24 protein-coding genes are annotated in these 24995 nt (G+C 64.7%); 12 read left to right on the top strand and 12 right to left on the bottom strand.

What is annotated here, in order from left to right; genetic code table 11:
• Positions 1-23 precede the first annotated feature (23 nt).
• From truB to rimP, 5 genes are all read right to left on the bottom strand, one after another.
• Positions 24-1022, bottom strand: coding sequence for a tRNA pseudouridine(55) synthase TruB (gene truB, locus FVQ98_RS08430; RefSeq protein WP_147912990.1), 999 nt, complete (start codon positions 1020-1022; stop codon positions 24-26).
• Complete coding sequence (gene rbfA / locus FVQ98_RS08425) at positions 1019-1396, bottom strand: 30S ribosome-binding factor RbfA (protein WP_147912989.1); 378 nt, start codon at positions 1394-1396, stop codon at positions 1019-1021. Before rbfA ends, truB begins: the two co-directional genes overlap by 4 nt.
• 73 nt (positions 1397-1469) lie before the next feature.
• Positions 1470-4352: a translation initiation factor IF-2 gene (infB, locus tag FVQ98_RS08420; protein WP_147912988.1), complete on the bottom strand. Its 2883-nt coding sequence runs from the start codon at positions 4350-4352 to the stop codon at positions 1470-1472.
• A 24-nt stretch (positions 4353-4376) separates the two neighbouring features.
• The gene (nusA, locus tag FVQ98_RS08415; protein WP_147912987.1) at positions 4377-5861 is read right to left on the bottom strand and encodes a transcription termination factor NusA; all 1485 of its coding nucleotides are present in this window, start codon (positions 5859-5861) and stop codon (positions 4377-4379) included.
• Positions 5862-5938: 77 nt separating this feature from the next.
• The gene (rimP, locus tag FVQ98_RS08410) at positions 5939-6508 is read right to left on the bottom strand and encodes a ribosome maturation factor RimP (RefSeq protein ID WP_147912986.1); all 570 of its coding nucleotides are present in this window, start codon (positions 6506-6508) and stop codon (positions 5939-5941) included.
• Between the two features lie 333 nt (positions 6509-6841).
• Between rimP and FVQ98_RS08405 the strand changes: the two genes are divergently transcribed.
• The 11 genes from FVQ98_RS08405 (at position 6842) to FVQ98_RS08355 (ending at position 17175) form a co-directional block, all read left to right on the top strand.
• Positions 6842-7126 (top strand): phosphopantetheine-binding protein, encoded by a 285-nt coding sequence (locus FVQ98_RS08405; RefSeq protein ID WP_147912985.1) that lies wholly within the window; start codon positions 6842-6844, stop codon positions 7124-7126.
• Positions 7127-7149: 23 nt separating this feature from the next.
• The gene (locus FVQ98_RS08400) at positions 7150-7827 is read left to right on the top strand and encodes a COG4648 family protein (protein ID WP_147912984.1); all 678 of its coding nucleotides are present in this window, start codon (positions 7150-7152) and stop codon (positions 7825-7827) included.
• Complete coding sequence (locus FVQ98_RS08395) at positions 7824-9176, top strand: AMP-binding protein (protein ID WP_147912983.1); 1353 nt, start codon at positions 7824-7826, stop codon at positions 9174-9176. Before FVQ98_RS08400 ends, FVQ98_RS08395 begins: the two co-directional genes overlap by 4 nt.
• Positions 9173-9490, top strand: coding sequence for a hypothetical protein (locus tag FVQ98_RS08390; RefSeq protein ID WP_147912982.1), 318 nt, complete (start codon positions 9173-9175; stop codon positions 9488-9490). Before FVQ98_RS08395 ends, FVQ98_RS08390 begins: the two co-directional genes overlap by 4 nt.
• A 65-nt stretch (positions 9491-9555) precedes the next feature.
• Complete coding sequence (locus FVQ98_RS08385; RefSeq protein ID WP_147912981.1) at positions 9556-10419, top strand: LpxL/LpxP family acyltransferase; 864 nt, start codon at positions 9556-9558, stop codon at positions 10417-10419.
• Positions 10406-10981, top strand: coding sequence for a LolA-related protein (locus tag FVQ98_RS08380; RefSeq protein WP_255507703.1), 576 nt, complete (start codon positions 10406-10408; stop codon positions 10979-10981). The genes FVQ98_RS08385 and FVQ98_RS08380 overlap by 14 nt, the downstream gene beginning before the upstream one ends.
• Positions 10982-11114: 133 nt before the next feature.
• Positions 11115-13418 carry an MMPL family transporter gene (locus FVQ98_RS08375; protein ID WP_222707587.1) on the top strand — a complete coding sequence of 768 codons (2304 nt, stop codon included), beginning with the start codon at positions 11115-11117 and terminating at the stop codon, positions 13416-13418.
• Positions 13415-14077: a phosphatase PAP2 family protein gene (locus FVQ98_RS08370; protein ID WP_147912978.1), complete on the top strand. Its 663-nt coding sequence runs from the start codon at positions 13415-13417 to the stop codon at positions 14075-14077. Before FVQ98_RS08375 ends, FVQ98_RS08370 begins: the two co-directional genes overlap by 4 nt.
• A 61-nt stretch (positions 14078-14138) precedes the next feature.
• A complete protein-coding gene (locus tag FVQ98_RS08365; protein WP_370512934.1) occupies positions 14139-15500 on the top strand; it encodes an NAD(P)/FAD-dependent oxidoreductase in 1362 nt (453 codons plus the stop codon).
• 51 nt (positions 15501-15551) lie between these two features.
• Complete coding sequence (locus tag FVQ98_RS08360; RefSeq protein WP_147912976.1) at positions 15552-16358, top strand: lysophospholipid acyltransferase family protein; 807 nt, start codon at positions 15552-15554, stop codon at positions 16356-16358.
• Positions 16351-17175 carry a glycosyltransferase family 2 protein gene (locus FVQ98_RS08355; RefSeq protein ID WP_147912975.1) on the top strand — a complete coding sequence of 275 codons (825 nt, stop codon included), beginning with the start codon at positions 16351-16353 and terminating at the stop codon, positions 17173-17175. The genes FVQ98_RS08360 and FVQ98_RS08355 overlap by 8 nt, the downstream gene beginning before the upstream one ends.
• A 53-nt stretch (positions 17176-17228) precedes the next feature.
• Here FVQ98_RS08355 and FVQ98_RS08350 read toward each other — a convergent pair whose 3' ends face one another.
• The 7 genes from FVQ98_RS08350 to FVQ98_RS08320 all read right to left on the bottom strand — a co-directional run bounded on the left by FVQ98_RS08350 (position 17229) and on the right by FVQ98_RS08320 (position 23558).
• Complete coding sequence (locus tag FVQ98_RS08350) at positions 17229-18452, bottom strand: cation:proton antiporter (protein WP_255507702.1); 1224 nt, start codon at positions 18450-18452, stop codon at positions 17229-17231.
• An 83-nt stretch (positions 18453-18535) separates the two neighbouring features.
• Positions 18536-19291 (bottom strand): 3-oxoacyl-ACP reductase FabG, encoded by a 756-nt coding sequence (fabG, locus tag FVQ98_RS08345; protein ID WP_147912973.1) that lies wholly within the window; start codon positions 19289-19291, stop codon positions 18536-18538.
• Positions 19288-19770: a 3-hydroxylacyl-ACP dehydratase gene (locus FVQ98_RS08340; RefSeq protein ID WP_147912972.1), complete on the bottom strand. Its 483-nt coding sequence runs from the start codon at positions 19768-19770 to the stop codon at positions 19288-19290. The genes fabG and FVQ98_RS08340 overlap by 4 nt, the downstream gene beginning before the upstream one ends.
• Complete coding sequence (locus tag FVQ98_RS08335; protein WP_147912971.1) at positions 19767-20645, bottom strand: beta-ketoacyl synthase chain length factor; 879 nt, start codon at positions 20643-20645, stop codon at positions 19767-19769. Before FVQ98_RS08335 ends, FVQ98_RS08340 begins: the two co-directional genes overlap by 4 nt.
• Positions 20642-21856, bottom strand: coding sequence for a beta-ketoacyl-[acyl-carrier-protein] synthase family protein (locus FVQ98_RS08330; RefSeq protein WP_147912970.1), 1215 nt, complete (start codon positions 21854-21856; stop codon positions 20642-20644). Before FVQ98_RS08330 ends, FVQ98_RS08335 begins: the two co-directional genes overlap by 4 nt.
• Positions 21853-22707 carry a class I SAM-dependent methyltransferase gene (locus FVQ98_RS08325; RefSeq protein WP_147912969.1) on the bottom strand — a complete coding sequence of 285 codons (855 nt, stop codon included), beginning with the start codon at positions 22705-22707 and terminating at the stop codon, positions 21853-21855. The genes FVQ98_RS08330 and FVQ98_RS08325 overlap by 4 nt, the downstream gene beginning before the upstream one ends.
• Complete coding sequence (locus FVQ98_RS08320; RefSeq protein WP_147912968.1) at positions 22704-23558, bottom strand: polysaccharide deacetylase family protein; 855 nt, start codon at positions 23556-23558, stop codon at positions 22704-22706. The genes FVQ98_RS08325 and FVQ98_RS08320 overlap by 4 nt, the downstream gene beginning before the upstream one ends.
• A 170-nt stretch (positions 23559-23728) precedes the next feature.
• On the opposite strand from FVQ98_RS08320, the gene chrA reads away from it, so the two are divergent.
• Positions 23729-24994 carry a chromate efflux transporter gene (gene chrA, locus FVQ98_RS08315; protein WP_147912967.1) on the top strand — a complete coding sequence of 422 codons (1266 nt, stop codon included), beginning with the start codon at positions 23729-23731 and terminating at the stop codon, positions 24992-24994.
• Position 24995 lies beyond the last annotated feature (1 nt).

The raw sequence follows: 24995 nt of genomic DNA, 5'->3' as shown, positions 1-24995 counted from the left end.
TGTCGATCGGACATGCGTGTTCTCTAGGCCTTGGTCCAGCTGACCGCTTCCCCGGTGCCACGGCCGGCGGTGGCTTGGGCCAGCGTCTGCGCGATTTCAGCTGGGCTCAACAGCCGATCGGGAATCAGCTCGCCCGCAGCGACGTGGCCCACACCCAGCAGCGCAGCCGGTGCCTGGCCGTAGACAACGACCTGCTCGGCATCGGCCCAGTCGCCACGGCGGCGCATGCCGGACAAAAAGCGCCCCGCATCTTCGCTGCCGAGCGTGACGGCGGTGTGATCGGGCAGCAGAACGTCGGCCGGCTGCAACGCGGCCAGGCGATCCGATTCAGACAGCGCGTCGAAAGCCTCCAGCGTGATGCACTGGTCTTGCGTGAACGGGCCAGTGGCCACGCGGCGCAGGCGCGTCAGGTGGCCGCCGCAGCCGAGTGCGGCGCCAATGTCTTCGCCCAGCGTGCGGATGTAGGTGCCTTTGCTGCACGCCACTTCGATTTTGATAGCTGGCTGCGCAGATTCATCTAGGGCCAGCGTCAGATTCAACGCATAAATGGTGATCTGGCGCGGTGCCCGTTCCACCTCGACGCCGGCGCGCGCGTACTCGTACAGCGCCTTGCCGTCTTTCTTGAGCGCGCTGTGCATCGGCGGGATCTGCGTGATCGGGCCTGTGAAGCGCGCACGCACGGCGTCCAGCGTCTCGGGCGTGATGGCGGGCACCGGGCGCTCGGCAACGACCTGGCCTTCGGCGTCACCCGTCGTGGTGGTCACGCCCAGGTGCAGCGTGGCTTCGTAGCGCTTGTCGGCATCCAGGTGCAGGCCGCTGAATTTGGTGGCCGCGCCAAAGCACAGGGGCAGCACGCCCGTGGCCAGCGGGTCAAGCGTGCCGGTGTGGCCCGCTTTTTCGGCGCGCAGCAGCCACTTGGCTTTTTGCAGCGCCTGGTTGCTGGACAGGCCCAGCGGTTTGTCGAGCAGCAACACCCCATGCACCGGGCGCCGCTGCACCCGTGCACGAGGGGTGGCGGTCATGACGCGTCGTCGTCCTTCGAACGAGAGGCCACCGCCTTGGCGATCAGGGCGTTCATGTCGGACGCGCGCTCGGTCGTGCGGTCGAAGATGAAGTGCAGCGTCGGCACGGTGTGGATGTGCAGGCGCTTGAACAGCAGGTTGCGCAGGTGGCCGGCGGCGTGGTTGAGCGCCTCTTCCGTCTGCGCCGGGTCGCCCGTCAGCAGGCTGAAGAAGACCTTGGCGTGCGCGTAGTCGGGCGTGACCTCGACCGCGTTGAGCGTGACCATGCCCACGCGCGGGTCCTTGACCTCGCGCGAGATCAACTCGGCCAGATCGCGCTGGATCTGGTCGGCGACGCGAAATCCGCGGTTGGGAACGGAGCTTTTGCGGGGCATGACAACTCGCCTCTGAAACTATGAAATCAATAGCTGCCAGCGCCCGACAGGCGAGCGCTGGCGCCCAGTTTGATTACAAAGTACGAGCGATCTCCTTGATCTCGAAGACCTCCAACTGATCACCTTCCTTGATGTCGTTGTAGTTCTTGAGCTTGATACCGCACTCGAAGCCTTCGCGCACTTCCTTGACGTCGTCCTTCATGCGCTTGACCGATTCGATCTCGCCCGTGTAGATGACGGTGTTGTCGCGCAGCAGGCGGAAATGCGCGTTGCGCTGCACCACGCCGTCGAGCACATAGGAGCCGGCAATCGTGCCGATCTTGGTGGCCACGAACACGGTGCGGATCTCGGCATGGCCGATGATCTCTTCGCGCTTTTCGGGCGCCAGCATGCCGGACATGGCCGTCTTCAGCTCGTCCACAGCGTCGTAGATGATGCTGTAGTACTTGATGTCGACGTCGTTGCCTTCGGCCAACTTGCGCGCACCCGAGTCGGCACGCACGTTGAAGCCGATCACGATGGCCTTGGAGGCGATCGCCAGGTTGATGTCGGACTCGCTGATGCCGCCCACACCCGTGTAGACCATCTGGATCTTGACCTCGTCGGTGCTGAGCTTGAGCAGCGAAGCGGCCAGCGCTTCCTGCGAGCCCTGTACGTCGGCTTTGAGCACGATGGGCAGCGTCTTGACCTCGCCCGCCGTCATGTCGGAGAACATGTTCTCAAGTTTGGCGGCTTGCAACTTGGCCAGTTTGGTGTTGCGGAACTTGCCGGCGCGGTAGGTGGCGATCTCGCGGGCACGGCGCTCGTCGACCATGACCATGAAGTCGTCGCCAGCCTGCGGCACTTCCGTGAGACCCTGGATCTCGACCGGGATGGAGGGGCCGGCTTCCTTGGTGGGCCTGCCGTTTTCGTCCAGCATGGCGCGCACGCGGCCAGATGTTTGACCGGCCAGCACCACGTCACCAATCTTCAGCGTGCCGGACTGCACCAGCACCGTGGCGACCGGGCCGCGGCCCTTGTCCAGGCTGGCTTCAATCACGATGCCCTTCGCAGCGGCTTCGACCGGCGCCTTGAGTTCCAGCACTTCGGCCTGCAGCAGCACCTGCTCCAGCAGGTCGTCGATGCCCTGGCCGGTCTTGGCGGACACGGGCACGAAAGGCGAATCGCCGCCGTATTCTTCGGGCACGACTTCCTCGGCCACCAGCTCCTGCTTGACGCGGTCTGGGTTGGCTTCGGGTTTGTCGATCTTGTTGATCGCCACGACGATCGGCACACCGGCCGCCTTCGCGTGCTTGACGGCTTCTTTCGTCTGCGGCATGACGCCGTCGTCGGCCGCCACCACCAGGATGACGATGTCGGTCGCCTGCGCGCCGCGGGCACGCATGGCCGTGAAGGCCTCGTGACCCGGCGTGTCCAGGAAGGACACCACGCCGCGCGGCGTTTCCACGTGGTAGGCGCCGATGTGCTGCGTGATGCCGCCGGCTTCGCCCGACGCGACCTTGGCGCGGCGGATGTAGTCCAGCAGCGAGGTCTTGCCGTGGTCGACGTGACCCATAACGGTGACCACCGGTGGGCGCGGCAACGCGTCGGCCGCCTGAGCCTGCACCTCTTCGTCGGTGAAGGCTTCCGGATCGTCCAGCGCCGCCACGACGGCGATGTGGCCCATTTCCTCGACCACGATCATGGCCGTGTCCTGGTCCAGCGGCTGGTTGATCGTGACCATCTGGCCCATCTTCATCAGCGACTTGATCACCTCGGACGCCTTGATCGACATCTTGTGGGCAAGCTCGGCCACCGTGATGGTCTCGGGCACGTGCACTTCGATGGCGCGGTGCTCCACCGGCGCTTGCGCTGCGTGGCGGTCGTCTCGATCACCTCGGTCGCCGCGACGGCCACGCGGCCCGCCCCGCCAGTTGTTGCGACCCACACCACCCGAGCTGTCGCCACGAGTGGGAATGCCCTTCTTCTTGGCAGGATCGCCGGCCCAGCTGGACGACAGCTTGGCGGACTTGACTTCCTTTTGCGCACCGGGCGCGCCGGTCTTCGCGGCGGTGCCGGTGGTCTTGGCGGCAGCGCCCTTGTCGCCGGCCTTGCCGTCTTCGGGCTTCTTGGCCACCAGGACCTTGCGGGGCGCGCTCATCATGGCGCGAATGGCTTCGGCTTCGGCCAGTGCCTTGCGGCGGCTGGCTTCCTGCTCGCGGGCTCGAGCCGCTTCGTCTTCGGGTGACGGCGCGGCATCCGCTGTGGGGGCTGTTTCCGGCGCAGGGGTGGCAGCCACCTCGACAGGGGCCGGCGCTGGCACCTCAGTGGCAGGCGCAGCAGTCTCGACAGGTGCAGGCTCGGGGGGGGCTTTGGCAGCTTGCGCGCGCTCGGCCGTCTTTTGATCCTGCCCTTCACGGGCACGGCGCTTCTGCGCGGCGTCTTCTTCCTGGCGGCGCAGCAGCTCGGAATGGCGACGCGCCTCTTCCTCGCGACGGGCGCGCTCGGCATCGTCGATCACGGAAACCGGAGCTGCAGCAGGGGCTGGCGCGGGGGCAACCGGGGTGGGAGCAGATACCTCAGCTACCGGCGCAGGCACAGGCACAGGTGCAGGGGAAGGCGCCGGTACCGGCTCCGGCGCAGGCGCAGCCGCGGGCACATCAACCACCGGCTCGTCTTCGCGCTTGACGAAGGTGCGCTTCTTGCGGACTTCCACCTGGATGGTGCGCGCGCGACCGCTGGCGTCGGCCTGCTTGATCTCGCTGGTCGACTTCTTCGTCAGCGTGATCTTCTTGCGCGCGGCGGACGCGGTGCCATGGCTGGCCTGAAGGTAGTTCAGCAAGCGCTGCTTGTCCTGCTCCGTCAGGGCGTCGGAAGCGGATTGCTTGCTCACGCCTGCGGCCTGCAGCTGCTCGAGCAGCGCATCGGTCGGGCGTTTCAGTTCATTGGCGAGTTCTGCAACAGTGGTGTTCGACATAGGGTTCCGTAGTCTCCATGATCTTTACTCTTGGTCCATGAACCAATGCTCTCGCGCCTTCATGATCAGGTCGCGGGCATCGTTCTCGGACTGGCCTGTGATGGTGGTGAGTTCGTCCACCGCCAGATCGGCCAAGTCGTCACGGGTTTGCACGCCGGCTTCGGCGAGCTTGGCAATCAGTTCGGGCGTGAGCCCTTCCAGGTCACGCAAATCCTGCGAGACCGAATCCACGCTTTCTTCGCGGGCGATTTCCTGTGTCAGGAGTGCGTCCTTGGCACGTGCGCGCAGCTCATTGACGGTTTCTTCATCGAAACTCTCGATGTCCAGCATCTCCTGGATCGGCACGTAGGCAACTTCCTCGAGGCTGGTGAAGCCCTCTTCGATCAGGATGCCGGCGATTTCTTCGTCGACGTCCAGTTTTTCCATGAACAGCGTGCGCAGGGAAGAGGTCTCTTCTTCCTGCTTCTGCGCCGATTCGGCAGCGTCCATGATGTTGATCTTCCAGCCCGTCAACTCAGATGCCAAGCGCACGTTCTGACCACCACGCCCGATGGCGATGGCAAGATTTTCCTCGTCCACAACCACGTCCATGGCATGCTTTTCCTCGTCCACCACGATGGACGAGACGTTCGCTGGCGCCAGCGCGCCGATCACGAACTGCGCCGGATCTTCCGACCACAGGACAATGTCCACGCGCTCACCAGCCAGTTCATTGGTCACCGCGTTGACCCGCGTACCTCGCACGCCAACGCAGGTTCCGATCGGATCCACGCGCTTGTCATGGCTGATGACGGCAATCTTGGCTCGGCTGCCAGGGTCGCGGGCACAGCTCTTGATCTCCAGCAGGCCTTGCTCGATCTCGGGCACTTCCTGTGTGAACAATTCAATCATGAACTCCGGCGCAGAACGCGACAGCAAGATCGGCGCACCGCGCAGAGTCAGGTCGACTTCCATGATCATCGCCCGCACGCGGTCGCCGCTGCGCAGGTTTTCCTTGGGAATCATCTCGCCACGGCGCAGGCGCCCTTCCACGCGACCGGACTCGACAATGATGTCGCCCTTGTCCATGCGCTTGACGGTGCCGGTGAAGATCTTCTCGCCGCGGCTCATGAAGTCGTTGAGCAGCATCTCGCGCTCGGCGTCGCGGATCTTCTGAAGAATCACCTGCTTGGCCGCCATGGCACCAATGCGGCCAATGGGGACCGATTCCACGCCCTCTTCGATGTACTCGTCGACTTCGATGTCGGGAATCTGCTCCTTGGCTTCGAACAGCAGAATTTCCTGGTCCGGCAGTTGCAGGCCGGCCTCATCGGGCACCACATGCCAGCGGCGGAATGTTTCGTATTCACCCGTGTCGCGATCGATCGCCACACGCATGTCGACCTCACCTTCGTACAGCTTCTTGGCGGCCTGCGCCAAGGCCGCTTCGACCGCCCCGAAGACCACATCGCGTTCGACGTTCTTCTCGCGCGAGATCGCCTCAACCAGCATCAACAGTTCGCGGTTCATATTTCAATAACTCGTTCTGAAACTCATGAAATGAGAGCACTCGACGCGCTCTCAACCAGGGGCAAACCGCATCCGCGCTAGGACTTGCCCTCAGCGGGCTTGCGCCCCTTGAAATCCACCAACGGCGCCAAGCGCGCCGAACTCAGTTCGTCCAACGTAAAGCCCATCGCCTGCTCTGGCGCCGGCGCCCGTTTGGCGCTGACGCGCTGGCCCGGCTTCACAGGCGGCTCATCGCGCCAAACAATCTGCCAGCCACCGTCTTCCCGCCTCTGCAGGGCGCCGCGAAACTTTTTCCGATTGGCACTCACCAAGCCTTCTGCTGCAGACCCGATAGGGGCCTTGAGCGTCAGGTCAACCACCTCACCCACAAAGCGCTCGAAATCCAGAGCATTCCGGAGAGGGCGATCGATTCCGGGAGAAGAAACCTCCAACCTTCGGTAGTCAACACCGTCCACCTCCAGCACGTACTGCAGTTGACGGGTGACACGCTCACAATCCTCAACGGTCACCGGCACTTCCGCCATCGCGCCAGGGCTCCATGGATAATCGATGGTGACGCGCAGCAGACCACCGGCGGAGCGCTCAACCTCCACCAAGTCATATCCAAGTCCGCGCACGGTATCGTCGATCGTTTGCTGAAGTGACACAGCAACAAGCCACCCTCACCCATCTCTCAAGAAGCGACAGGCAAAAAAAAAGGGCGGTGGAAACCCCGCCCGTTTGGTCGTGAATTGTGCTTATTCTACCACAATCGCACTCTTAAGCAGCGAATCACCTGCGCCGCTGCGGTGTTGTGCCCGGCGCCCTTCTCCATTCTGTCGGCCCACCGGCGCTGACGGCGACTCCAGCGGAAAGGGTCCGCATTGATATGCGGTGATGCTAAGCATGCGGCGGCAATCAGGCTTTTTGCTGACATCTGAGGCAACTACGTCCGCTTACGCTTGGGCCATAATTTTGTCTTGCCGTCAGATGAGCGTTTCATGAATACCCCAGCGATGCCTGCGTCCGAAGAAGTACTGATTCCCGAAGTTGCCCAGTTGCTGGTGACGTCCCTCAATCTCGAAATGGCGCCAGAGGACATTGCCCCCGATACGCCGCTGTATGGCGATGGCCTTGGCCTTGACTCCATCGACATCCTCGAAGTGGCGCTCGCGGTCTCGAAGCGCTACGGCTTCCAGCTACGCGCCGACGACGAGAACAACGAGGCCATTTATTCGTCTCTGCGCAACTTGGCGCACCACATCGCCAAGCACCGAATCACGTGAAGCCAATGCCGCATCGGGCGTCATTGAACCGTATCCCCATTCCGCTGATCGCAACTTTGGCGGGTGTGGCGCTGTACGCGTTAGCCGTTTTCTGGACAAGCAGACACCCTTCTCCGTTGACACTGGCCTTGGCTGCCTTGCCGTTCGTATGGTTTGCTCTTGCGTACGCCAAGGGCGGAGCGCGCGCTGGTTTGCCCACAGCCGTGCGGATTGGCCGGCTCTTGCCGCTGATTGCCACGCTGCTGGCACTGGGTCTGGCTTGGCGACCACTCCTGAGCAATGTCCGCCTGCTTTATCTTGCTCAGCATATCGGTGTTCACGCCATCTTGTGCTGGCTTTTCGCGCGAACGCTGCGACATGGATGCACGCCGCTGTGTACCGAATTTGCCAGTTGGGTCCACGAAGACATGTCGTCTACACGGTTGCTGTGGTACACGCGCCAGGTGACCTTTTGGTGGGCAATGTTCTTCGGATTGATGGTCATTGCGTCACTGCTGCTGTTCCGGTATGCCTCGCCTGAAGCCTGGACCGGGTTCTCAGCGGTGATAGGGCCCCTCCTAACGGGCGCGGTGTTCCTGATTGAAAACCTGCTCCGCAGCCGCTTTCTTCCCCCCCAGGATCGCGTCGGCTTGACCGGGACATGGCGCGCGATACAGGCACGCCTGCGTCACCAGTCGCGGGCACCCCAGCGCGCACCATGAGCGTTGACTGTCTGCCCTTGACCACGCACGCGCTCTGCGATGTGCTTGTGTACGGCCCAAGCGGCCCTATCACCGTCGAGACGTTCTGCCGGCAAGCGACGCAGTTGGCGGATCGTCTGCCACCTGGGCGCCATGTTCTGAACACCTGTCAGGACCGCTATCTGTTCATGCTGGGCCTGGCAGCCGCGCTGATGGATGGACGCCCAACTTTGATGCCATCCAGTTTCACCCCGGGCACCCTGAAGCAAATCCAGTTGCACTACGCCGACGTCATTTGCCTGCACGATGGGCATCAACAGGCGGACGGTATCGCGAGCTGGCAGATTGTGGATGAGCCGCCTGGGTCAGGCAAACACGGTGTTGAGGTTCCCAGCATTCCTGTTGACCAGGTTGCCGCCATTGTTTTCACGTCGGGAAGCACCGGCGAACCGACTGCACACGTCAAGCGCTGGGGCCGCCTGGGCATTAACGGCGCCTCGGAAGCACAACGACTGCGGTCCGCGGGTCACACGATTGTCGCCACGGTACCGGCGCAGCACATGTACGGATTCGAGTCGAGCGTTCTCCTTGCGCTACATGGAGGCTCAAGCCTGTGGCGTGGGCGCCCTTTCTACCCTGCCGATATCCAGGCAGCACTTGAGGCCACTCCTAGGCCTCGGATGCTGGTCACCACACCGTTCCATCTCTCCAACGTGGTGAACTCCGGCAACAACATGCCGCCGTCCGACCTTCTGCTGTGCGCCACAGCGCCACTTTCGACCTCGTTGGCCAGTGCTGCCGAATCACTTTTTCAGAGCTCCCTGTTCGAGATCTATGGCTGCACCGAGAGCGGTCAGGTTGCAAGCCGTCGAACGACTGCTGGACCCACTTGGCAATTGCTGCCCGGCTTGGATATGACGTCTGACGGTGACCAAGCATGGGTCAGCGGCGGCCATGTCGAGGGCCGCGTCGCATTGACCGACCATATCGCGGGCATCAAGGGCGACTACTTCGAATTGGGTGGTCGACATGCCGATATGGTCAACATTGCCGGCAAGCGCGCGTCGATCGGCGCATTGTCGACCACGCTGCGCAGTCTCGTGGGCGTGGACGACGGGTGCTTTCTCCTGCCCGATGCCGGCCATGCATTGCCGGCAGAAGGCGTTCAGCGACTTGCCGCATTGGTGGTTGCGCCCTCTCTGAGCGAGCACGAAGTGTTGGCATTGCTGCGCAGGGAAGTCGACGCCGCGTTCCTGCCTCGCCCGTTGCTCAAGGTGGATGCCCTGCCCCGAAATGCCACAGGCAAATTGCTGGCGACGGAGATTCAGGCACTCTATCGCCGCGTGCAAACGAAGAGCGACCGTCAATGAGCGATTGCGTCAGCGATTTCCCAACCACATTGGAAAGCACGTTTTTGTACGAGGGGGCACGCTTCGCAGGCCATTTTCCGCAACATGTGGTGATTCCAGGCGCTGCGCTGGTCGATCGCGTAGTTATCGCGGTGGAACAGGCGACGCGGCGCCAAGTCATTGGACTGAAGCAGGTCAAGTGGATGGCAGCTGCATCCCCAGGCAGCACATTGATATTGCGCGGCTCCGTCACGGACTCATTGCTTAGTTTCGAACTTTTCGCTGGCACTCGAGTGACCTGCGTCGGTTCCCTTTCTCTGGAGCCTCTGGCTTGACTTCGACGTCCCCACCCAGCCCGCCAAGCACGAGCGAGTGGTCCCAACAGCCCGAGCGCAGTTCCATGGCCGTCATGCGCCTGATGCGATGGCTCTCCCTGCATCTCGGCCGCAGGGTCAGTCGCTGCATCCTCTATCCCATCGCCGCCTATTTCGTGCTTTTCGCCCCTTCCGCCAAGCGGGCGAGCAAGCAGTTTTTGAATCGAGCACTGGGCAGAGAAGCATGGATCGCCGATGGCTTTCACCATGTGCTCTCTTTCGCTTCGGTTGTGCACGACCGCATTTACTGGTTGAGCGACTGCCACGATCTGTTCGACATTCAGATCACCGGCGACGATCTGCTTGAGCAGTATCAACGTACTGGACGCGGCGTGGTCTTCATGGGTGGCCATTTCGGCAGCTTTGAAGCCCTGCGCGTATTGGGCGTGCGCAATGGACTCGACGTACGCATGCTCATGTACCCTGACAATGCCCGCATGGTGACGCAGACGTTGGCAGCCATCAACCCCGCGTTGGCGGACAGTGTGATTGCCCTCGGTCGTTCCGACGCCGTGTTGCGCGTCCGCGACCATTTGACCACGGGCGGCTGCGTCGGCATCTTGGCTGATCGCAGTGTTGCCGATGCCCAGGAGGGCACTGATCATGTGGAGTTCCTGGGCTCTCCTGCACCTTTTCCCACGGGGCCATTTCGCCTTGCAGCGCTGTTGCGCGCCCCGGTCGTGTTCATGGCTGGCGTATATCTTGGCGGAAATCGATACCATCTTCGCTTCGACGCTATCGCGGACTTTCAAAATGTCGATGCGGCCGAGCGGAGCCAAGCGATGACGAATGCCCAGCGACGCTATGTGGAAATCCTGGAAGCCCAATGCGTTGACGCTCCTTGGAACTGGTTCAATTTTTATGATTTCTGGGCAAATGACGCACCTTAGCCTGCGATTGGCAGTGGCTCTCGTCACGGTGATGGCGAGTTCTGCCGCGTTGGCGGAGTGGGACATCCCTGCGCTGATGCAGCAGCTTGCGAAGCACCCCTCTGGGCGCGCGACCTTCACCGAAACCAAGACACTCGCCGTACTGGAGCAGCCGGTCGTCAGCAGCGGCGAACTGGTTTACAGCCCTCCCGATCGGTTGGAAAAGCACACACTGAAGCCAGCCCCAGAGTCTCTGGTGATCCATGGCAACGACCTGACCGTCGTGCGCGACGGAGTGAAACGGCAGCTTCGACTGCCTCAATACCCAGAAGTGCTTGCATTCGTGGAGGCTTTGCGCGGCACTTTGGTTGGCAACCGCGCCCTGCTTGAGCAGCACTACGCTCTGTCGCTGTCCGGCACGGAACGCAAATGGCAACTGGCCCTGACGCCACTTGATGATCGGACTCGACGCTGGGTCAAGCAGATCAAAGTAGCCGGTACCGACAAAGGCGTGAACACAGTGGAGACGTTGCAGGCCGACGGCGACAAATCGCTGATCACCGTCGCTCCAGATGCACGCTGACAAGTGCTCGCGAGCTGGCCGCAGCGGCACCGCCCCGTTTGCCCCAGTTCATCGAACCATCGCTGTCGGGCTCTGGCTAGCGCTGGTGGCGTGCTGTCTGCTCGCGTTGAACAGCGTCCGGTTGAGCACGGACATGTCGGCGTTCCTTCCGAAGAACCCCGACGAACAGCAGCGCCTACTGGTCGATCAGATCAAGGACGGCGCCTTGTCGCGGATGGTGCTCATGGGCATCGAAGGAGGCGATTCTTCATTGCGCGCTGGCGCATCCGAGCGGCTGGCGGCCGCGCTGCGCGACGACGCGGCATTCGCCAGTGTTATCAACGGCGATGCCGCAAGCCGTGAACGCGACCAAACATTGCTGATGCAATCGCGCTATTTGCTCAGTCAGCAGGTGTCCCCAGAGCGATTCAGCCCATCGGGTTTACATGCCGCGATTCGCAATTCAATCAACGAGCTGGGTGGATCCGCAGGTCTGATTCTCAAGTCCATCTTCCCGCGCGATCCGACGGGAGAACTGCCCGCCTTGATTGGCCGATTGACGAGCGGACGGGCACCGGCGGGGCACGATGGCGTCTGGACCTCCGCCTCGGGTGACACAGCGCTGCTCATCGCGATGACAGCCGCGCCGGGAACGGATACCGATGCCCAGGAGTCGGTACTCGCTCGCATACGAGACACATTCGAGAGAGAACGGCACGATGCCACATTGAAGTTGGTAGTGTCTGGCGCACCAGTGTTCTCGGTCGACGCGCGCCAGAGCATTAAAAGCGAGGTTGAGCGCCTTTCGCTCGTCGGCGGCATCAGCATCCTGCTGATCATGTTTGCCTTTTACCGTTCAATTCGTAACATGCTCATCGGGCTGGTGCCCGTCTTCACCGGCATCCTGGTGGCGGTGGTGGCGGTTTTCCTTGGCTTTGAGACAGTGCATGCCATCACTGTGGGATTCGGCACCACGCTGCTGGGAGAAACCCTTGACTACAGCATTTACTACCTGGTTCAGTCAAGCGGGGACGCCGATTGGCGTCGCGACTATTGGCCGACGGTTCGGCTGGGCGTCGCTACATCGGTATGCGGATTTGCTGCCCTGCTGTTTTCCAGCTTTCCGGGCTTGGGCCAGTTGGGCATCTATTCCATTGCGGGTTTGCTGACGGCCGCTGCAGTCACCCGGTTCGTACTCCCGTCCCTGCCTTCGCAACCAGTGCCGGCGTCCAGCATCCGCTGGCTTGGCCACCGCATGGCCCAGATCTGTGCTCTGGCCCAAGGGCTTCGGTGGGTGGTAGCTGCTGCCGCATTGGTGGCCGTGGGCGTCGTTGCGACCCATCATGACCGTCTGTGGGCCCAAGGGCTTTCTGGCCTGAACCCCGCCCCGCGAGATCTCCAGAAGTTGGACGAGCGTTTGAGGCTTGAGGCAGGCGCACCGAACCTGGCGCACATGGTGGTGGTGTCGGCGCCTACTGCAGATGCAGCCCTGCGTGCAGCTGAAGTGACTGAAGCCCATCTTGCGCCCCTACTGAAGAACCGCAACATCGAACGCATCGACAGTCCGGCCCATTTTCTTCCGAGTTCAGAAACTCAGACCGCGCGGCGCAGTGCGCTGCCGGACGCGTCGACCTTGTCAGCACGATTGGTCGAAGCAACTGCCGGACTGCCGGTCAAGGCGGCGCGCCTTGAGCCGTTCATCGAGGACGTCGAGACAGCGCGCAGTTCAGGTCCGATAACCACCCAGACATTGCACGGCACCAGCTTCGAGTTCGTCCTTCAGACCTTGCTACTGCAGCGCGAGAGTGGGTGGTCGGTTCTGATGCCCCTGTCTTTGCCTGCTGACCCCTCGACTGCCGAAAAGAGCCGCCAAGCGATAGAGGCCGCGCTGATGTCAGCACCGCTGCAGCAGAAGGCCTATTTCCTTGACGTCGATTCACAATCGACGCAGATGTTCGGCAAGTACCTGAAAGAAGCCTTGGCATTCTCCGCGGCCGGCATCGTTGGCATCGTTGGCATCCTGTTCGTATCCTTGCGAAGCCCGGTGCGCGTGCTGCGCGTGCTCATGCCCCTAGGCGCCGCGGTGTCGCTTGTCATGGCTGGGCACGTCGTCGCGGGAACGCCAATGACCCTGCTGCACCTGGTCGGCTTGCTGCTGATCGTGGCAGTTGGCTCCAACTATGCGCTTTTTTTCGATCAGCGCTTCAGCGCTTGGGCGACAGGCAGTGAAACGGCAGAAAGCGCAGAAGCTCCGGCGCGCGCGGCCGCCCTCGCATCGCTCGCGCTGGCAAATGTATCCACCATGATCGGTTTCGGAATCCTGGCTTGGTCGAAAGTACCCGTGCTCCATGCGATTGGGTCGACAGTGGGTCCAGGCGCCCTCCTCGCTTTGCTTCTGGCCATGGCTTGGTCCAGAAGCGATTCTGAACGCATGAAGGAGGCGGGCGCTCTCGCATGAACCATTTCGCTCCCGCGCCTAGCTGGCGCACGGAGTTGCGCACTCGCGTGCGCACTCTCGCATGGCTCAAGGCATTGGGCAATACGGTTTTTCTCGTCGTTTTCTTTCAGCTTTACCTGGCCATTCAAAAGCACCCCGCGTTTGAAGTGGCCCAGATCCCCGCGACGGACGTCGACCACTGGATTGGTTTCCAGCCATGGGCCATCGGCCTGTATCTCTCGCTGTGGGTTTACACAGCCCTTCCGGTCGCTTTGCAGCCCGACAAGCAACGCCTTGTCGGGTACGGGGTGGCCATGACGGTGCTCTGTGTGCTGGGGTTGGTGGTGTTCTATCTCTGGCCCTCCTCCGTGTCTGAGGCGGTGGGGCCCAGACCCGCCGGCAACGCCTTGTTCGCCATGCTCTACGCCGTCGACAGCAACGGCAATGCATGCCCGTCCCTGCATGTGGCTGCGTCGGTCATGTCGTGCCTTTGGCTGCACGCGATCCTTCGAAAAGTTGCGGCTCCAGCCTGGCTGTATATCGTTAACCTCCTCTGGTGTGCCGGGATCGTTTTTTCGACCATGGCCACCAAACAACATCTCTTGCTGGATGTCATCGCAGGTGCTCTACTAGGCATTGCCGTTGGCTGGCTTTCCGTACGTCGCCGCGGTGCGGTTTGACAGCGTCGGGGTGCAATAATCACTTCAGGAAATAGCAAGCAGGCTGTCGCCTGCGCGCCCGATGGATATGAATGTCGAATCTCCCAGCGCCACCGCTCCGTTGGCCGATCTACCCCAAGCTTGCGATGTACTGGTGATCGGCGGAGGTCCCGCCGGCAGCACCGTCGGCACACTGCTGGCGCGCATGGGGCATGACGTGGTCGTGCTCGACAAGGACGCGCATCCTCGTTTTCACATCGGCGAATCCTTGCTTCCGGCGAACCTGCCGCTCTTCGAGAAGCTGGGGGTAGCCGACGAAATGCGTCAGATCGGTATTGAGAAATGGGCTGCCGAGTTCATGTCACCCTGGCACGACCACAAACAGGCGTTTCAGTTTGGCGAGGCATGGGATAAATCGATGCCTTACGCCTACCAGGTCAGGCGCTCGGATTTCGACCGTGTTCTCCTTGAAAATACTGCGCGCGCCGGCGCACGGGTACTCCAGCAGTGCCGAGTCGAGCAGGTGAATCTGGATGCAGCAGATCACGTCGAAGCGCAGGCGCGGATGGAGGACGGTCGTCGATTTACCTGTCGTGCGCGATTCCTGGTTGACGCATCGGGGCGTGACACCTTCCTCGCCAGCCGCCTGAAGATCAAGCACAAGAATCCGAAGCACAACAGTGTGGCGGTCTTCACCCATTTCGCGGGCGCTCAGCGCAACGAGGGCATGGAAGAAGGCAATATCTCCATCTACTGGTTCGACCATGGCTGGTTCTGGTTCATTCCACTGCGGGACGGCGCGACCAGCGTCGGCATGGTGACCTGGCCCTATTACATGCGCACCCGCGGCGATCGAGATCTGGGCGAATTCCTTCGTGATGGCATCGCCACCTGCGCGCCCTTGGCCGCGCGACTGCAGGACGCAAGCATCGTCCACCCGCCCGAAGCGACCGGCAATTTTTCCTATCTGAGCGAACGCACGCACGGACGCAACTACGTAATGCTGGGAGATGCCTACGCATTTATCGACCCCGTCTTCTCTTCGGGCGTCATGCTGGCCATGCAGGGCGGGTTCGATGCGAGTGAAGCCATTCATACCTGGCTGACCCAGCCCCAGCGCCAGGCCCAGGCACTGGCGCGCCTCGACAGCCGCCTGCGTCATGGTCCGAGGGAGTTTTCCTGGTTCATCTACCGGATGACCAACCCGGCCATGCGTGATTTGTTCATGGGCCCGCGCAACATCCTGCGCATGAAGGAAGCGCTGTTGTCGCTGCTTGCGGGCGACATCTGGGGCAAGACACCCATCTGGCACTCGCTGCGCGCGTTCAAGGTCTTGTATTACATGAGTTCGCTGCGCCATCTTCCCCGCTCGGTGCGAGCCTGGCAGCGCCGCAAGATCAACATCCGTGCGGTGGACGATGCGATGCCCCTGTCCAAAGGCTGATGGCTTGCGCCAACGCAACCATCCTTCCGTCTTAGCACCCGCCGCCGTCGCATGAACCTTGTCGCCGCAGGCCTGCGCCGCGTCGCCGAAAGCCTGGCCATGGCCATCGGGCTGGGGTTGTTGGCGGCCGTCTGTCTGACCTGGACACCGTTCGCATTGGTGCTGGGCCCCATCCTTCCGCAACCCCTGGGCAAGCGCGTCGGACGACGCGCCATCCAGACCGGTTTTCGGCTGTATGTCATCCTGCTGCAGGCGCTCTGCGGCTGTCGATTTGATCTGAAAGCGCTGGACGAACTCGCACGACGCCCCGGTCCGATGGTCGTTGTGGCCAATCACCCCTCCCTGCTTGACGCCGTTCTTTTGGTCTCGCATCTGCCGAACGCGGTGTGCATCATGAAGGCGCTGCTGATGCACAACCTGCTGCTCGGCGCTGGCGCGCGCATGGCGCGCTACATCGTCAACGATGCGCCACTGACCATGATCCGCAGTGCGATCGCTGAACTCAAGGACGGCGCCCGACTGATCATCTTCCCGGAAGGCACACGCACGGCTGAAATGCCGGTGGGCCCTTGCGCCGCCACAGCAGGGGTGATTGCCGCACGCGCTGGCGTGCCAATCGAGGTGGTCGTGATCGAGATGAGTTCGCCCTACCTGGGCAAGCAGTGGCCTCTGACCAGGCCGCCGCGTCTGCCCCTGCGAGTGCGTGTGCGCCACGTGGCGCAGATACAGGTGGCCAACGCGGACGCACAACGCTTTGGACACGATATCCGCGCCCTGCTGACCCAGCATCTCGTGTCGGCGTCGGAGGTGGCTTCTCATTCGGTGATCCTGGACGACAAGGTCAACGGCCATGGCTAACGCTGTCTCCGCAACGCCGACAGACGGTGCGTCCGCCCCCTGCGGGGCAATTTCGTCCACCCATCTCGTGCTGATCCCCAGCTACAACCCGGGCGTCAAGCTGCAGGACACACTGCGTACTGCCCGCGCGCACTGGGCGCCGGTGTGGGTCATCGTGGACGGCAGCACCGATGGCAGTGCCGACTGGTTGCGCGCCCGGGCGGCCGAAGATGCTGGCTTGCGCGTGGTGATTCTGCCCGAGAACCGCGGCAAAGGTGCTGCCGTGTTGCACGGCGTGGAGTTGGCTGCAGCCGAAGGCTTCACCCATGCGCTGACCATGGACTCCGATGGTCAGCACCCGGCGGAACTCATTCCAAAGTTCATGCATGCCTCGCACGCAGCGCCGGAAGCCATGGTGCTGGGCGTACCACAGTTCGGCGCCGAGGCGCCGCGCATCCGCGTGCTGGGCCGCAAGATCTCGAACGGTTGGGCAAACCTGGAGACGCTCGGCGCCGGTATCGTCGATTCGCTGTTCGGCTTTCGGGTCTACCCAATCCAGCCGCTGATCCGCGTCATGCGGCACCAACGCTTCATGCGCCGCTTCGACTTCGATCCCGAGGCTGCGGTGCGCCTGGCGTGGGCGGGTGTGCCTCTTGTCAACCTGCCTGCACCGGTGCGCTATTTCAGCGCGGATGAAGGCGGTGTGTCGCATTTCAAATACCTGCGCGACAACACCTTGCTCACCTGGATGCACACACGTCTGTTTCTCGGGTTCCTTTTGCGCCTGCCTATCCTGGTGGGTCGACGCCTGCTGTCTTCCACGCGAAACTCCAGCTGAATTCGGCTCTCGCGCTTATCAGGCAAGCGCAGGCAGCTACTCAATCAATAGCATCAGGCATCTGGTCGGCATTGGGGCAGCCAGCGCCGCAGCAGCGGCGCGGTGATCACGGTGCTGAAGATCGCCATGATGACGAGCATGGTGAACTGCGGCCGCGAGATGACGCCCATGTCAAAGCCGACATTGATGACGATCAGCTCCATCAGGGCCCGCGTATTCATCATGATGCCCAGCACCTTGGCTTCGGCCGGCGGCATGCCCACCCAGCGCGCTGCCAGGTAGCTGGCGCAGAACTTCCCCGCGCTCGCCAGAAAAACGGTGGCCAGACACCAGCCCCACAGCGCAGGCGTATTCAAGCTGCCGATGTCCGTGCGCAGGCCGGTGTAGGTGAAGAAGATCGGCAGGAAGAACACCGTGGTGAACTGTCCCAGCCGTTCCTGCCAGGCATCGACCAGTTCCCGCTCGTCGTGCAGCAGCACGCCCAGCATGAAACCGCCGAAGATCGCGAAGATCCCAAGGTGGTAGGTCGTCATGGAAGCAACGAAGATTGCCGCCAGCAAGCCGCCCAGCAGGTTATTGGACAGCGGCTCGCGCTGCCCGTCGACCCTCTTTGACCTGGTCTGAGAGGCGTGCACCACCCGCTTGAGCATCGGCCGAATCACCCACCAACAACTCATCCCGAAGAGCGCCACCAGACCCACATTCAACGCGAACGCGCCGGCCTGAAACTGCGACACGGCAAGTGTGCTCACGAGCGCCAGCAGTAGCCAGCCCACCACATCGTTGATCGCTGCCGCGCTGATGCCGATCACGCCGAGCGGCCGACGCGTCAGGTCGAACTCGATCATGATCCGACCAAGGATTGGCAGCGCGGTGATCGAGAACGCGGTAGCCACGAACAGGGCCGTGGCGAGATGGTGCCCGTCACCCGGCGCCAGCGTGGGGGCGCTGACCCAGCCCAGTGCGAAACCCAGTGCAAACGGCGTGACCAAGCCGGCCGTGGCCACCCAGAGCACAGCGCGCCGGTTGCGCTGCTCGGTAAGATGACCGAAATCAAACGCTAGGCCGATCTGGAACATCAGCAGGATCAGCCCAAGCTGAGACAGCACCTGCATCGGCTCGCCCGGGGCCGATTTGAAGACATAGTTGAAGGCGTCCGGCGCCAGCCAGCCGAACAGCGACGGCCCGAGCAGGATGCCGATGACGATCTCGCCCACCGCCGCCGACTGCCCGATGCGCACGGCCAGGCTGGAGCCCACACGGCCCGCCAGCACCACCAGGCTGAGCTGGAGCAGCGTGAAATACAGAATCGCTTCGGCGTGATGAACCCCGCCCTGCGCAGCCGCTTGGGCCACGGCGCTCATTGGTACAGCGCCCCATTGATGCCAATGGTCTGGCCGCTGATGTAGCCCGCCTTGTCCGATGCCAGAAACGCAACCAGGTCGGCGACCTCGGCGGGCTGGCCCGCGCGCTGCATGGGCACCATGCGCTTGATCGCGTCGGTGTCAAAGGTGTCCGCGCTCATCTCGCTGGCGATGATGCCGGGCGCCACCGCGTTCACGGTGACGCCGCGGCTGGCGCATTCGAGCGCGAGCGATTTCACAGCCGCGTGCAGCGCGCCCTTGGCCGCTGCGTAATTGACCTGGCCGCGGTTGCCCGCCTGTCCGGCCACTGAGGTGATGGCGACGATGCGGCCCCAGCGCGCGCGCAGCATGGGCAGCATCAGCGGCTGTGCCACGTTGTAGAAACCGTTCAGGTTGACGTCGATGACGCGCTGCCATTGCGTGGGCGTCATGCCCGCGAAGACGGCGTCGTCGTGCACGCCGGCGTTGCTCACCAGCACGTGAATCGGTCCTTGCTCCAGCACGGCAGCCAGGGCGCTGGCGCAGGCGGAGGCGTCGGTCACGTCAAAAACCAGCGCCTCGGCCGACTGCCCCTGGGCGATCAGCTCGGCGACCAGCGCTTCGGCAGCGGCGCGGTTGCCGTTGGCATGGGCCAGCACGTGCAGACCCTCGGCCGCGAGTGCGCGCGCGATGGCGCTGCCGATGGCGCCGCTGGCACCGGTCACCAGGGCACGGCGCTGCGGGCGCGCGCCGACGGAAGAAGAGGAGCTCATGGAGAAACGAGAGGAGCCGCGTCAAGCATGACGATGGCGCGCCCGTCGATCAACGGGCGGCCCTCGGCGCTGAGCGCGAAGGTGTAGATGCTGTGGTCGCCATTGTCGGCGTCGCTGTGAACCTGGACGGTGAGGCGCTCGCCGACGTCGTCGAGCCGGGTAACGTGCAGCGCCACGGCGCGCACGCTGACCAGAAACCCCATCGTGGGCGGCGGCACGCCGCGCGCCTCGGCAACCAGCGCGCCATGCAGCGCCATGGCCTGGGCCGCGTATTCGATGCCGCAGGCCGCGCCGAGCCGGCCAGCTTCACGCATTGGATTGTCGGGTGCGGTGTGGCTGGTGGCGGTGCAGACCACGTCGGACGCCGTCACCTGCTCGACCGTATCAAGCAGGCACATGCGCCCCTGGTGCGGCACGCGCGCGGCGATCCAGTCGTGCCCCTGCCCCGCAGCGGCCAAAAACACGGCGTCGGCGCTCATGCGGTGGCGTCAGTGGCGTGGCCGCCTGTGGCGAGTGGCACCACCGTCACGTGCAGCACCTGCGGCGGCAGGTATTCGACTTCCACGCCCTGCGCGCCGTCGGTCGCGGTCAGCGCCGTGAGCAGCGCCAGACCACGCATCGGCGGCATGCCCTGCGCTGCAGCCCCGGCGTCGGACGATGCAGGCAGGCTGGGCTGCCCGTCGCCCAGGGCACCGCGGCGCGGCAGGCGCAATTCGGCGATGGCGTTCGGGCCTCGGGTCGGCGCCAGCACCAGGGCCAGCGCTGACGTATCGAGGATCGGCCGCTTGGCGTGCAAGGGCGGCGGGTATTCGCTGTCGCCCGCGACGAGCAGCACGGGCTGGCCCGCCGCTTCGACCTGCGTCATGGCTTCGAGCAGGCCCGCGCCAAAGCTGGCGTCGTAGGCGCCCAGCACCTGCGCAGCGGGCGTGGCGCTGGTGGCGATCGACCAGTAGCCCGAGGCCGCGTTGTGCACCGAGTTGTGAAAACGCGTGGGAGAGATTTGGCGGTCGTCGGTCGCCAAGAGCTCGCACAGTGCGTGGCAGTTGTGCCCGTCGCCACCGGAGCTGGCGAACACATTGGGCAGCGTGGCCGGGTCGCGCCCAGCCATGCGGCAGGCCTGAAGCCCCGCGGCCAGCGTCGCCTTGACGATGCGGCTGGCGCGGCGTCGTTCGGCCGGGGGCAGCACTTCGGGCGCAGGCAGATGGGTGGGCGCAGCGGCGTAGGCCTGCTCACCGCGCAGCACGGCGCTGGCCTGGGGCCAGTCGGCAAGGCCGGGACCTACGATGCCGACGCCTTCCACCCACACGCGAAGGAAGTCGGCGTCGCGTTCGACCGACGAAGGGATCGCGCTCATGCTGCCTCCTCGCGCGAGAGCACCAGGCTGGCGTTGCTGCCGCCAAAGCCGAAAGAATTGGATAGCACGTTGCGCAAGCCTGGCGCCGCCTGGGGCCCCGAAACGATGTTGAGCGGGATCGCCGGATCGGGGGTCTGCATCCCCACGCTGGCCGGCAGCAGGCCGTGCTGGAGCGCCAGCGCGCTGATCACCGCCTCGACGGCGCCGGCAGCACCCAGCGTGTGGCCGGTCATGCCCTTGGTGGAGCTGGCTGGCACGCGGGCGTTCTCGGCGAACACCGCTGCCACGCCCGCGCCTTCGGACAGGTCGTTGGCTGGCGTCGCCGTGCCGTGCAGGTTGACGTAGCCGATGTCTTGGGCTGAGAGCCCGGCGCGCTCCAGCGCCTGCGCCATCGCGGCGCGCGCGCCCCGGCCTTCAGGGTGCGGCGCCGACATGTGGTGCGCATCGCTCGACTCGCCCCACCCTGCCAGCACGATGCGCGCCGTGCCCGTGGTCGGTGCAGCGTCCGCCCGTTCGAGCAGCGCGTAGGCCGCGGCTTCACCGATCGACAGGCCCTGGCGGTTGGCGTCGCCGGGGCGGCAAGGCTCGGGCGATGTCAACTCGAGCGACGAAAAGCCGTACAGCGTGGTCAAGCAAAGCGAATCGACGCCACCGACGATGGCAGCATCGGCCAACCCCGCAGCGATCAGCCGATCGGCCGCCGCAAACGCCTTGGCCGATGACGAGCACGCCGTGGAGATGGTGAACGCCGGCCCGCGCAGACCCAGCAGATCGCGCACGAAGCTGCTCAACGCACCCGTGTTGTGCGTGGTGCGGTAGTCGAACCAGTCGGGCAGCGCGCCGTCGGCGTCGCGCTCGCGGTACGCCGCTTCGGCCGACAGGATGCCCGAGGTGCTCGTGCCGAGCACCAACGCGACGCGGTCGGTGCCATGGCGCGCGATGGCGTCCCGCGCCGCCTGCTCGAAGCCATCGGCCTGCAGACCGAGCAGCGCCAGGCGGTGGTTGCGGCAGTCGTAGACGGCCAGATCAGGCGGGAGCTGGACGGAGTCGATGCCGGGCACCTCGCCGGTCCAGGTGGCGATGTCGGCGGTTTCGAAGTCGCAGGGCTTCAGGCCGGATGCGCCGTTTCGCAGTGCGTCAAGCAACGGTGCGGTGCCCACGCCCAGGGCGGTGGTGGCGGTGAACGCGGTCAGGACCAGTGGCGCCGTCATGCAGCGCCCTCGGCGGGCACATGCGCGATCAGCAGCACGTTGGCGAAAGGCAGTCCACCCGGCGTCGGTACCGCATGTACCTGAAAACCCAAGGCGTGCAGGCTGGCCGTCCAGGTCGCCAGCGGGCGGCAGTGCAGGTACGCCCAACCGTGTCCGCGGCCAAGTGTGATGGCCTGATCGGCCCAGCGGCTCAGGCGGTACGGCCAGCCGCCGGCAGCGTCGCCAACGCGCATGACCAGCACACCGCCCGGCCGGAGCGCAGCGCGGATGCGACACAGCACATCGTCCTGCGCGGCAAGCGGCAGGTAATGGATGACGTCCAGGATGGTGATCACGTCCACGTTGCCGAAATCGGCCTCGCAGATGTCGCCCTGTTCCACGTGCACGCGCGGTTCGTCGGCAAAACCGGCTTGCCCGCGCGCCACGTCGGCGGGCATCAGCTCCAGCGCACGCACGGATTCGATGCGCGGGGGCTCTGGCCAGTCGCTGGGCCAGCGCCCCTGCTCGGCCAGCGTGCGGGCGGCGACCAGCCAAGAGGCAAATACCGCCTGGCCGCAACCGAGATCCAGAAAACGCGCTCCTCGCCCGCGCTGGCCGGTGAAGGCGCCCAGGCGCAGCAGTTCGATGAACATCGGGTCGCCGCCCAGCTTGCCGCGCGAAAAGTGGTATGCAAAGCGCCCCTTGTCGCGGTAGCGCGCGCTGGCCAGGTCGACCAGTTGGCGCTGCAGCGCGCGCACGGGGGCAGAGCCTGGGGCCGGCGTGCGTTGCCCGCCGCTTGATCGCGCGTGCGGCGCCTTCAGCACGGCGGCCGAGCCCGCGCCCGCCACCGCACTGCTCAGTTCGTTCTTCATGCAGTCACTCCCTGCCACTGAATGCTTGTTGTCTCCGGCACCGCCTCTGCCAGCGGCACGCTGCGCAGTCCCAGCGCCCGCAGCTCGCCCAACAGGCGCGGCAGCACCGCCAGCACCACTGGCAGGCCACCGGGCGTTCGCGCGGCGTGACCGTCATGCAAAAGCAGCACATCGCCCGCAGCCAGGCCGCGCGTGAGCCGCGCCAGCACGGCATCGGCATCGCCCGTGCGGGTGTCGTAGCCCCGCCGTGTCCATGCGGCCAGCTGAAGGCCCTGGCGGGCCAGGATGGGGTCGAGCCACGGGTTGCGCAGCCCCGCCACGGCGCGGAAAAAGCGCGGTGGACGACCAGTGATCGTGGTGATCGCCGCCTGCCCGTTCGCGACCTGCGCGGCCATGCGCCGCCAGCCCATGGCGGCAAAGCTGTTGGGGTGGGTGTCGGTGTGGTTTTCGATGCGGTGGCCGCGCCGCACGATCTCGCGGCCCAGGTGTGGATGGCGGCGCAACTGCTCGCCCACGCAGAAGAAGGTGGCGCGCGCGCCAGCCGCGTCCAACAAGGCCAGCACCTGCGGGGTGACCGCCGGGTCGGGTCCGTCGTCAAAGGTCAGGGCGACCTCGCCGCGCGCCGCGGCTTCAGGCGGCAGCCGCGTCAGATTCGCACCCAGCAGGCGGCTGCGCGGCCAGAGACCCGCGGTGCTCAGCACCAGGTGGTTGCCCGCAACCAGCCCCAGCCACCAGGGCCACTGCGCGGGCCAGACCAGCGCACCCATCAGCGCCACCCCATGCAGGGCAGCGCTGAGACGAAGGAACAGGCTGGGCCGCCACGGCGTGGCGGGTCGAAGCGGTGAGGCCATGTGGCAATTATGTGCCAGCCGACATGCGCGCCAGTCCGGGAAATGGCGTGCATCCGGATACAAAGCCAAATGAGGCTTTGGCGCTACAAGCATCTGCGCTAATAGCTATCATTTTGAAAGCAACTCTCTGCACGCCGCCATCGTCACATCCGACAGCTATGCTGCACCCCATGAGCCGCCTGCCGACGCCGCCTCCTGATCCCACCCGTTCAGCGGCCGGGGGAGCCCGCGTGGCCGAGATCGGCCGCGTGTTCTTGCGGCTGGGCCTGACCTCGTTCGGCGGGCCGGTCGCGCACCTGGGCTACTTCCGCACCGAATTCGTCGAGCGCCGCCGCTGGCTTACCGACGCGGCCTACGCCGAGCTGGTGGCGCTGTGCCAGTTCCTGCCCGGCCCGACCAGCAGCCAGGTCGGTCTGGCGGTGGGCCTGCAGCGCGGTGGCTGGCTGGGCGCGCTGGTAGCTTGGGCGGGCTTCACCCTGCCATCGGCAATTCTGCTGGTGCTGCTGGCGCTGGGGCTGGCGCGCATGAATTGGTACAACCTCCCCGCGCTGGGCGCGCTGCACGGGCTGAAGCTCGCCGCCGTGGCCGTGGTGGCCCATGCCGTCTGGGGCATGGCACGCAGCCTGTGCCCCGACGCGCCGCGCCGCGTCCTGGCACTGGGCGCAACAGGGCTGGCGCTGTGGTGGTCCGGTCCCATGTCCCAGGTTGGTTTGATCGCGCTGGCGGCGCTGCTGGGGGCTCTGGCCGGTGGCAGCTCCACGGCACAGGTCGAGCCAGCGCCCATGGCCGATGCGCCGAGAGCCACCGCCAGTGAACACGCCGGCCTGCGCCGCGGCATGCTGTGGCTGCTGCTGTTTACCGCCCTGCTGGTCGGTCTGCCGCTGTGGGCGCGCGTCAGCGGCAACGCGACAGCCGAACTGCTGGCCGTGTTCTACCGCGCTGGGGCCCTGGTGTTTGGCGGCGGCCACGTCGTGCTGCCGTTGCTGCAGGCCGAGGTCGTGCCGCGCGGCTGGTTGGAGCTGGATGGCTTTCTGGCCGGCTACGGCGCGGCGCAGGCGGTGCCTGGGCCGCTGTTCACCTTTGCCGCCTTCGTCGGCGCTGCGCGCGACATCGCGCCCCATGGCTGGCTGGGCGGCCTGCTGGCGCTGGTGGCGATCTTCCTGCCCGGCTTTCTGCTGCTGTTTGCGGCGCTGCCGGTATGGGCGCGGCTGCGCCATCTGCCCTGGGCGCGGCGCGTGCTGGCGACCGTGAACGCCGCGGTGGTCGGCTTGCTGCTGGCGACTTGGCTGGGCCTGCTGGGTCCCAGCATCAGCAGCGTGCCCGAAGCCGTCATCGCCCTGCTGGCCACCCTGGTGCTGTGGCACGGGCGTGTGCCGGCATGGGCAGTGGCATTGTCCTGTGCGCTGGCAGGCTCGGCGCTGGCCGTTGCGCGCTGAC

It is taken from the genome of Ottowia flava (assembly GCF_008017535.1).
Classification (GTDB): domain Bacteria; phylum Pseudomonadota; class Gammaproteobacteria; order Burkholderiales; family Burkholderiaceae_C; genus Ottowia; species Ottowia flava.
The sequence above is the reverse complement of the archived record's forward strand: the minus strand, read 5'-3'. Positions and strand labels throughout refer to the sequence as shown.

Coding starts and splice junctions, on each gene's coding strand:
- FVQ98_RS08365 (WP_370512934.1), top strand. CDS start 14,139: ATGGATATGAATGTCGAATCTCCCAGCGCCACCGCTCCGTTGGCCGAT.
- FVQ98_RS08330 (WP_147912970.1), bottom strand. CDS start 21,856: ATGACGGCGCCACTGGTCCTGACCGCGTTCACCGCCACCACCGCCCTG.
- FVQ98_RS08405 (WP_147912985.1), top strand. CDS start 6,842: ATGAATACCCCAGCGATGCCTGCGTCCGAAGAAGTACTGATTCCCGAA.
- rbfA (WP_147912989.1), bottom strand. CDS start 1,396: ATGCCCCGCAAAAGCTCCGTTCCCAACCGCGGATTTCGCGTCGCCGAC.
- FVQ98_RS08395 (WP_147912983.1), top strand. CDS start 7,824: ATGAGCGTTGACTGTCTGCCCTTGACCACGCACGCGCTCTGCGATGTG.
- FVQ98_RS08375 (WP_222707587.1), top strand. CDS start 11,115: ATGTCGGCGTTCCTTCCGAAGAACCCCGACGAACAGCAGCGCCTACTG.
- infB (WP_147912988.1), bottom strand. CDS start 4,352: ATGTCGAACACCACTGTTGCAGAACTCGCCAATGAACTGAAACGCCCG.
- FVQ98_RS08385 (WP_147912981.1), top strand. CDS start 9,556: ATGGCCGTCATGCGCCTGATGCGATGGCTCTCCCTGCATCTCGGCCGC.
- FVQ98_RS08320 (WP_147912968.1), bottom strand. CDS start 23,558: ATGGCCTCACCGCTTCGACCCGCCACGCCGTGGCGGCCCAGCCTGTTC.
- FVQ98_RS08325 (WP_147912969.1), bottom strand. CDS start 22,707: ATGAAGAACGAACTGAGCAGTGCGGTGGCGGGCGCGGGCTCGGCCGCC.
- FVQ98_RS08380 (WP_255507703.1), top strand. CDS start 10,406: ATGACGCACCTTAGCCTGCGATTGGCAGTGGCTCTCGTCACGGTGATG.
- nusA (WP_147912987.1), bottom strand. CDS start 5,861: ATGAACCGCGAACTGTTGATGCTGGTTGAGGCGATCTCGCGCGAGAAG.
- FVQ98_RS08335 (WP_147912971.1), bottom strand. CDS start 20,645: ATGAGCGCGATCCCTTCGTCGGTCGAACGCGACGCCGACTTCCTTCGC.
- FVQ98_RS08390 (WP_147912982.1), top strand. CDS start 9,173: ATGAGCGATTGCGTCAGCGATTTCCCAACCACATTGGAAAGCACGTTT.
- FVQ98_RS08340 (WP_147912972.1), bottom strand. CDS start 19,770: ATGAGCGCCGACGCCGTGTTTTTGGCCGCTGCGGGGCAGGGGCACGAC.
- fabG (WP_147912973.1), bottom strand. CDS start 19,291: ATGAGCTCCTCTTCTTCCGTCGGCGCGCGCCCGCAGCGCCGTGCCCTG.
- chrA (WP_147912967.1), top strand. CDS start 23,729: ATGAGCCGCCTGCCGACGCCGCCTCCTGATCCCACCCGTTCAGCGGCC.
- FVQ98_RS08355 (WP_147912975.1), top strand. CDS start 16,351: ATGGCTAACGCTGTCTCCGCAACGCCGACAGACGGTGCGTCCGCCCCC.
- truB (WP_147912990.1), bottom strand. CDS start 1,022: ATGACCGCCACCCCTCGTGCACGGGTGCAGCGGCGCCCGGTGCATGGG.
- FVQ98_RS08370 (WP_147912978.1), top strand. CDS start 13,415: ATGAACCATTTCGCTCCCGCGCCTAGCTGGCGCACGGAGTTGCGCACT.
- FVQ98_RS08360 (WP_147912976.1), top strand. CDS start 15,552: ATGAACCTTGTCGCCGCAGGCCTGCGCCGCGTCGCCGAAAGCCTGGCC.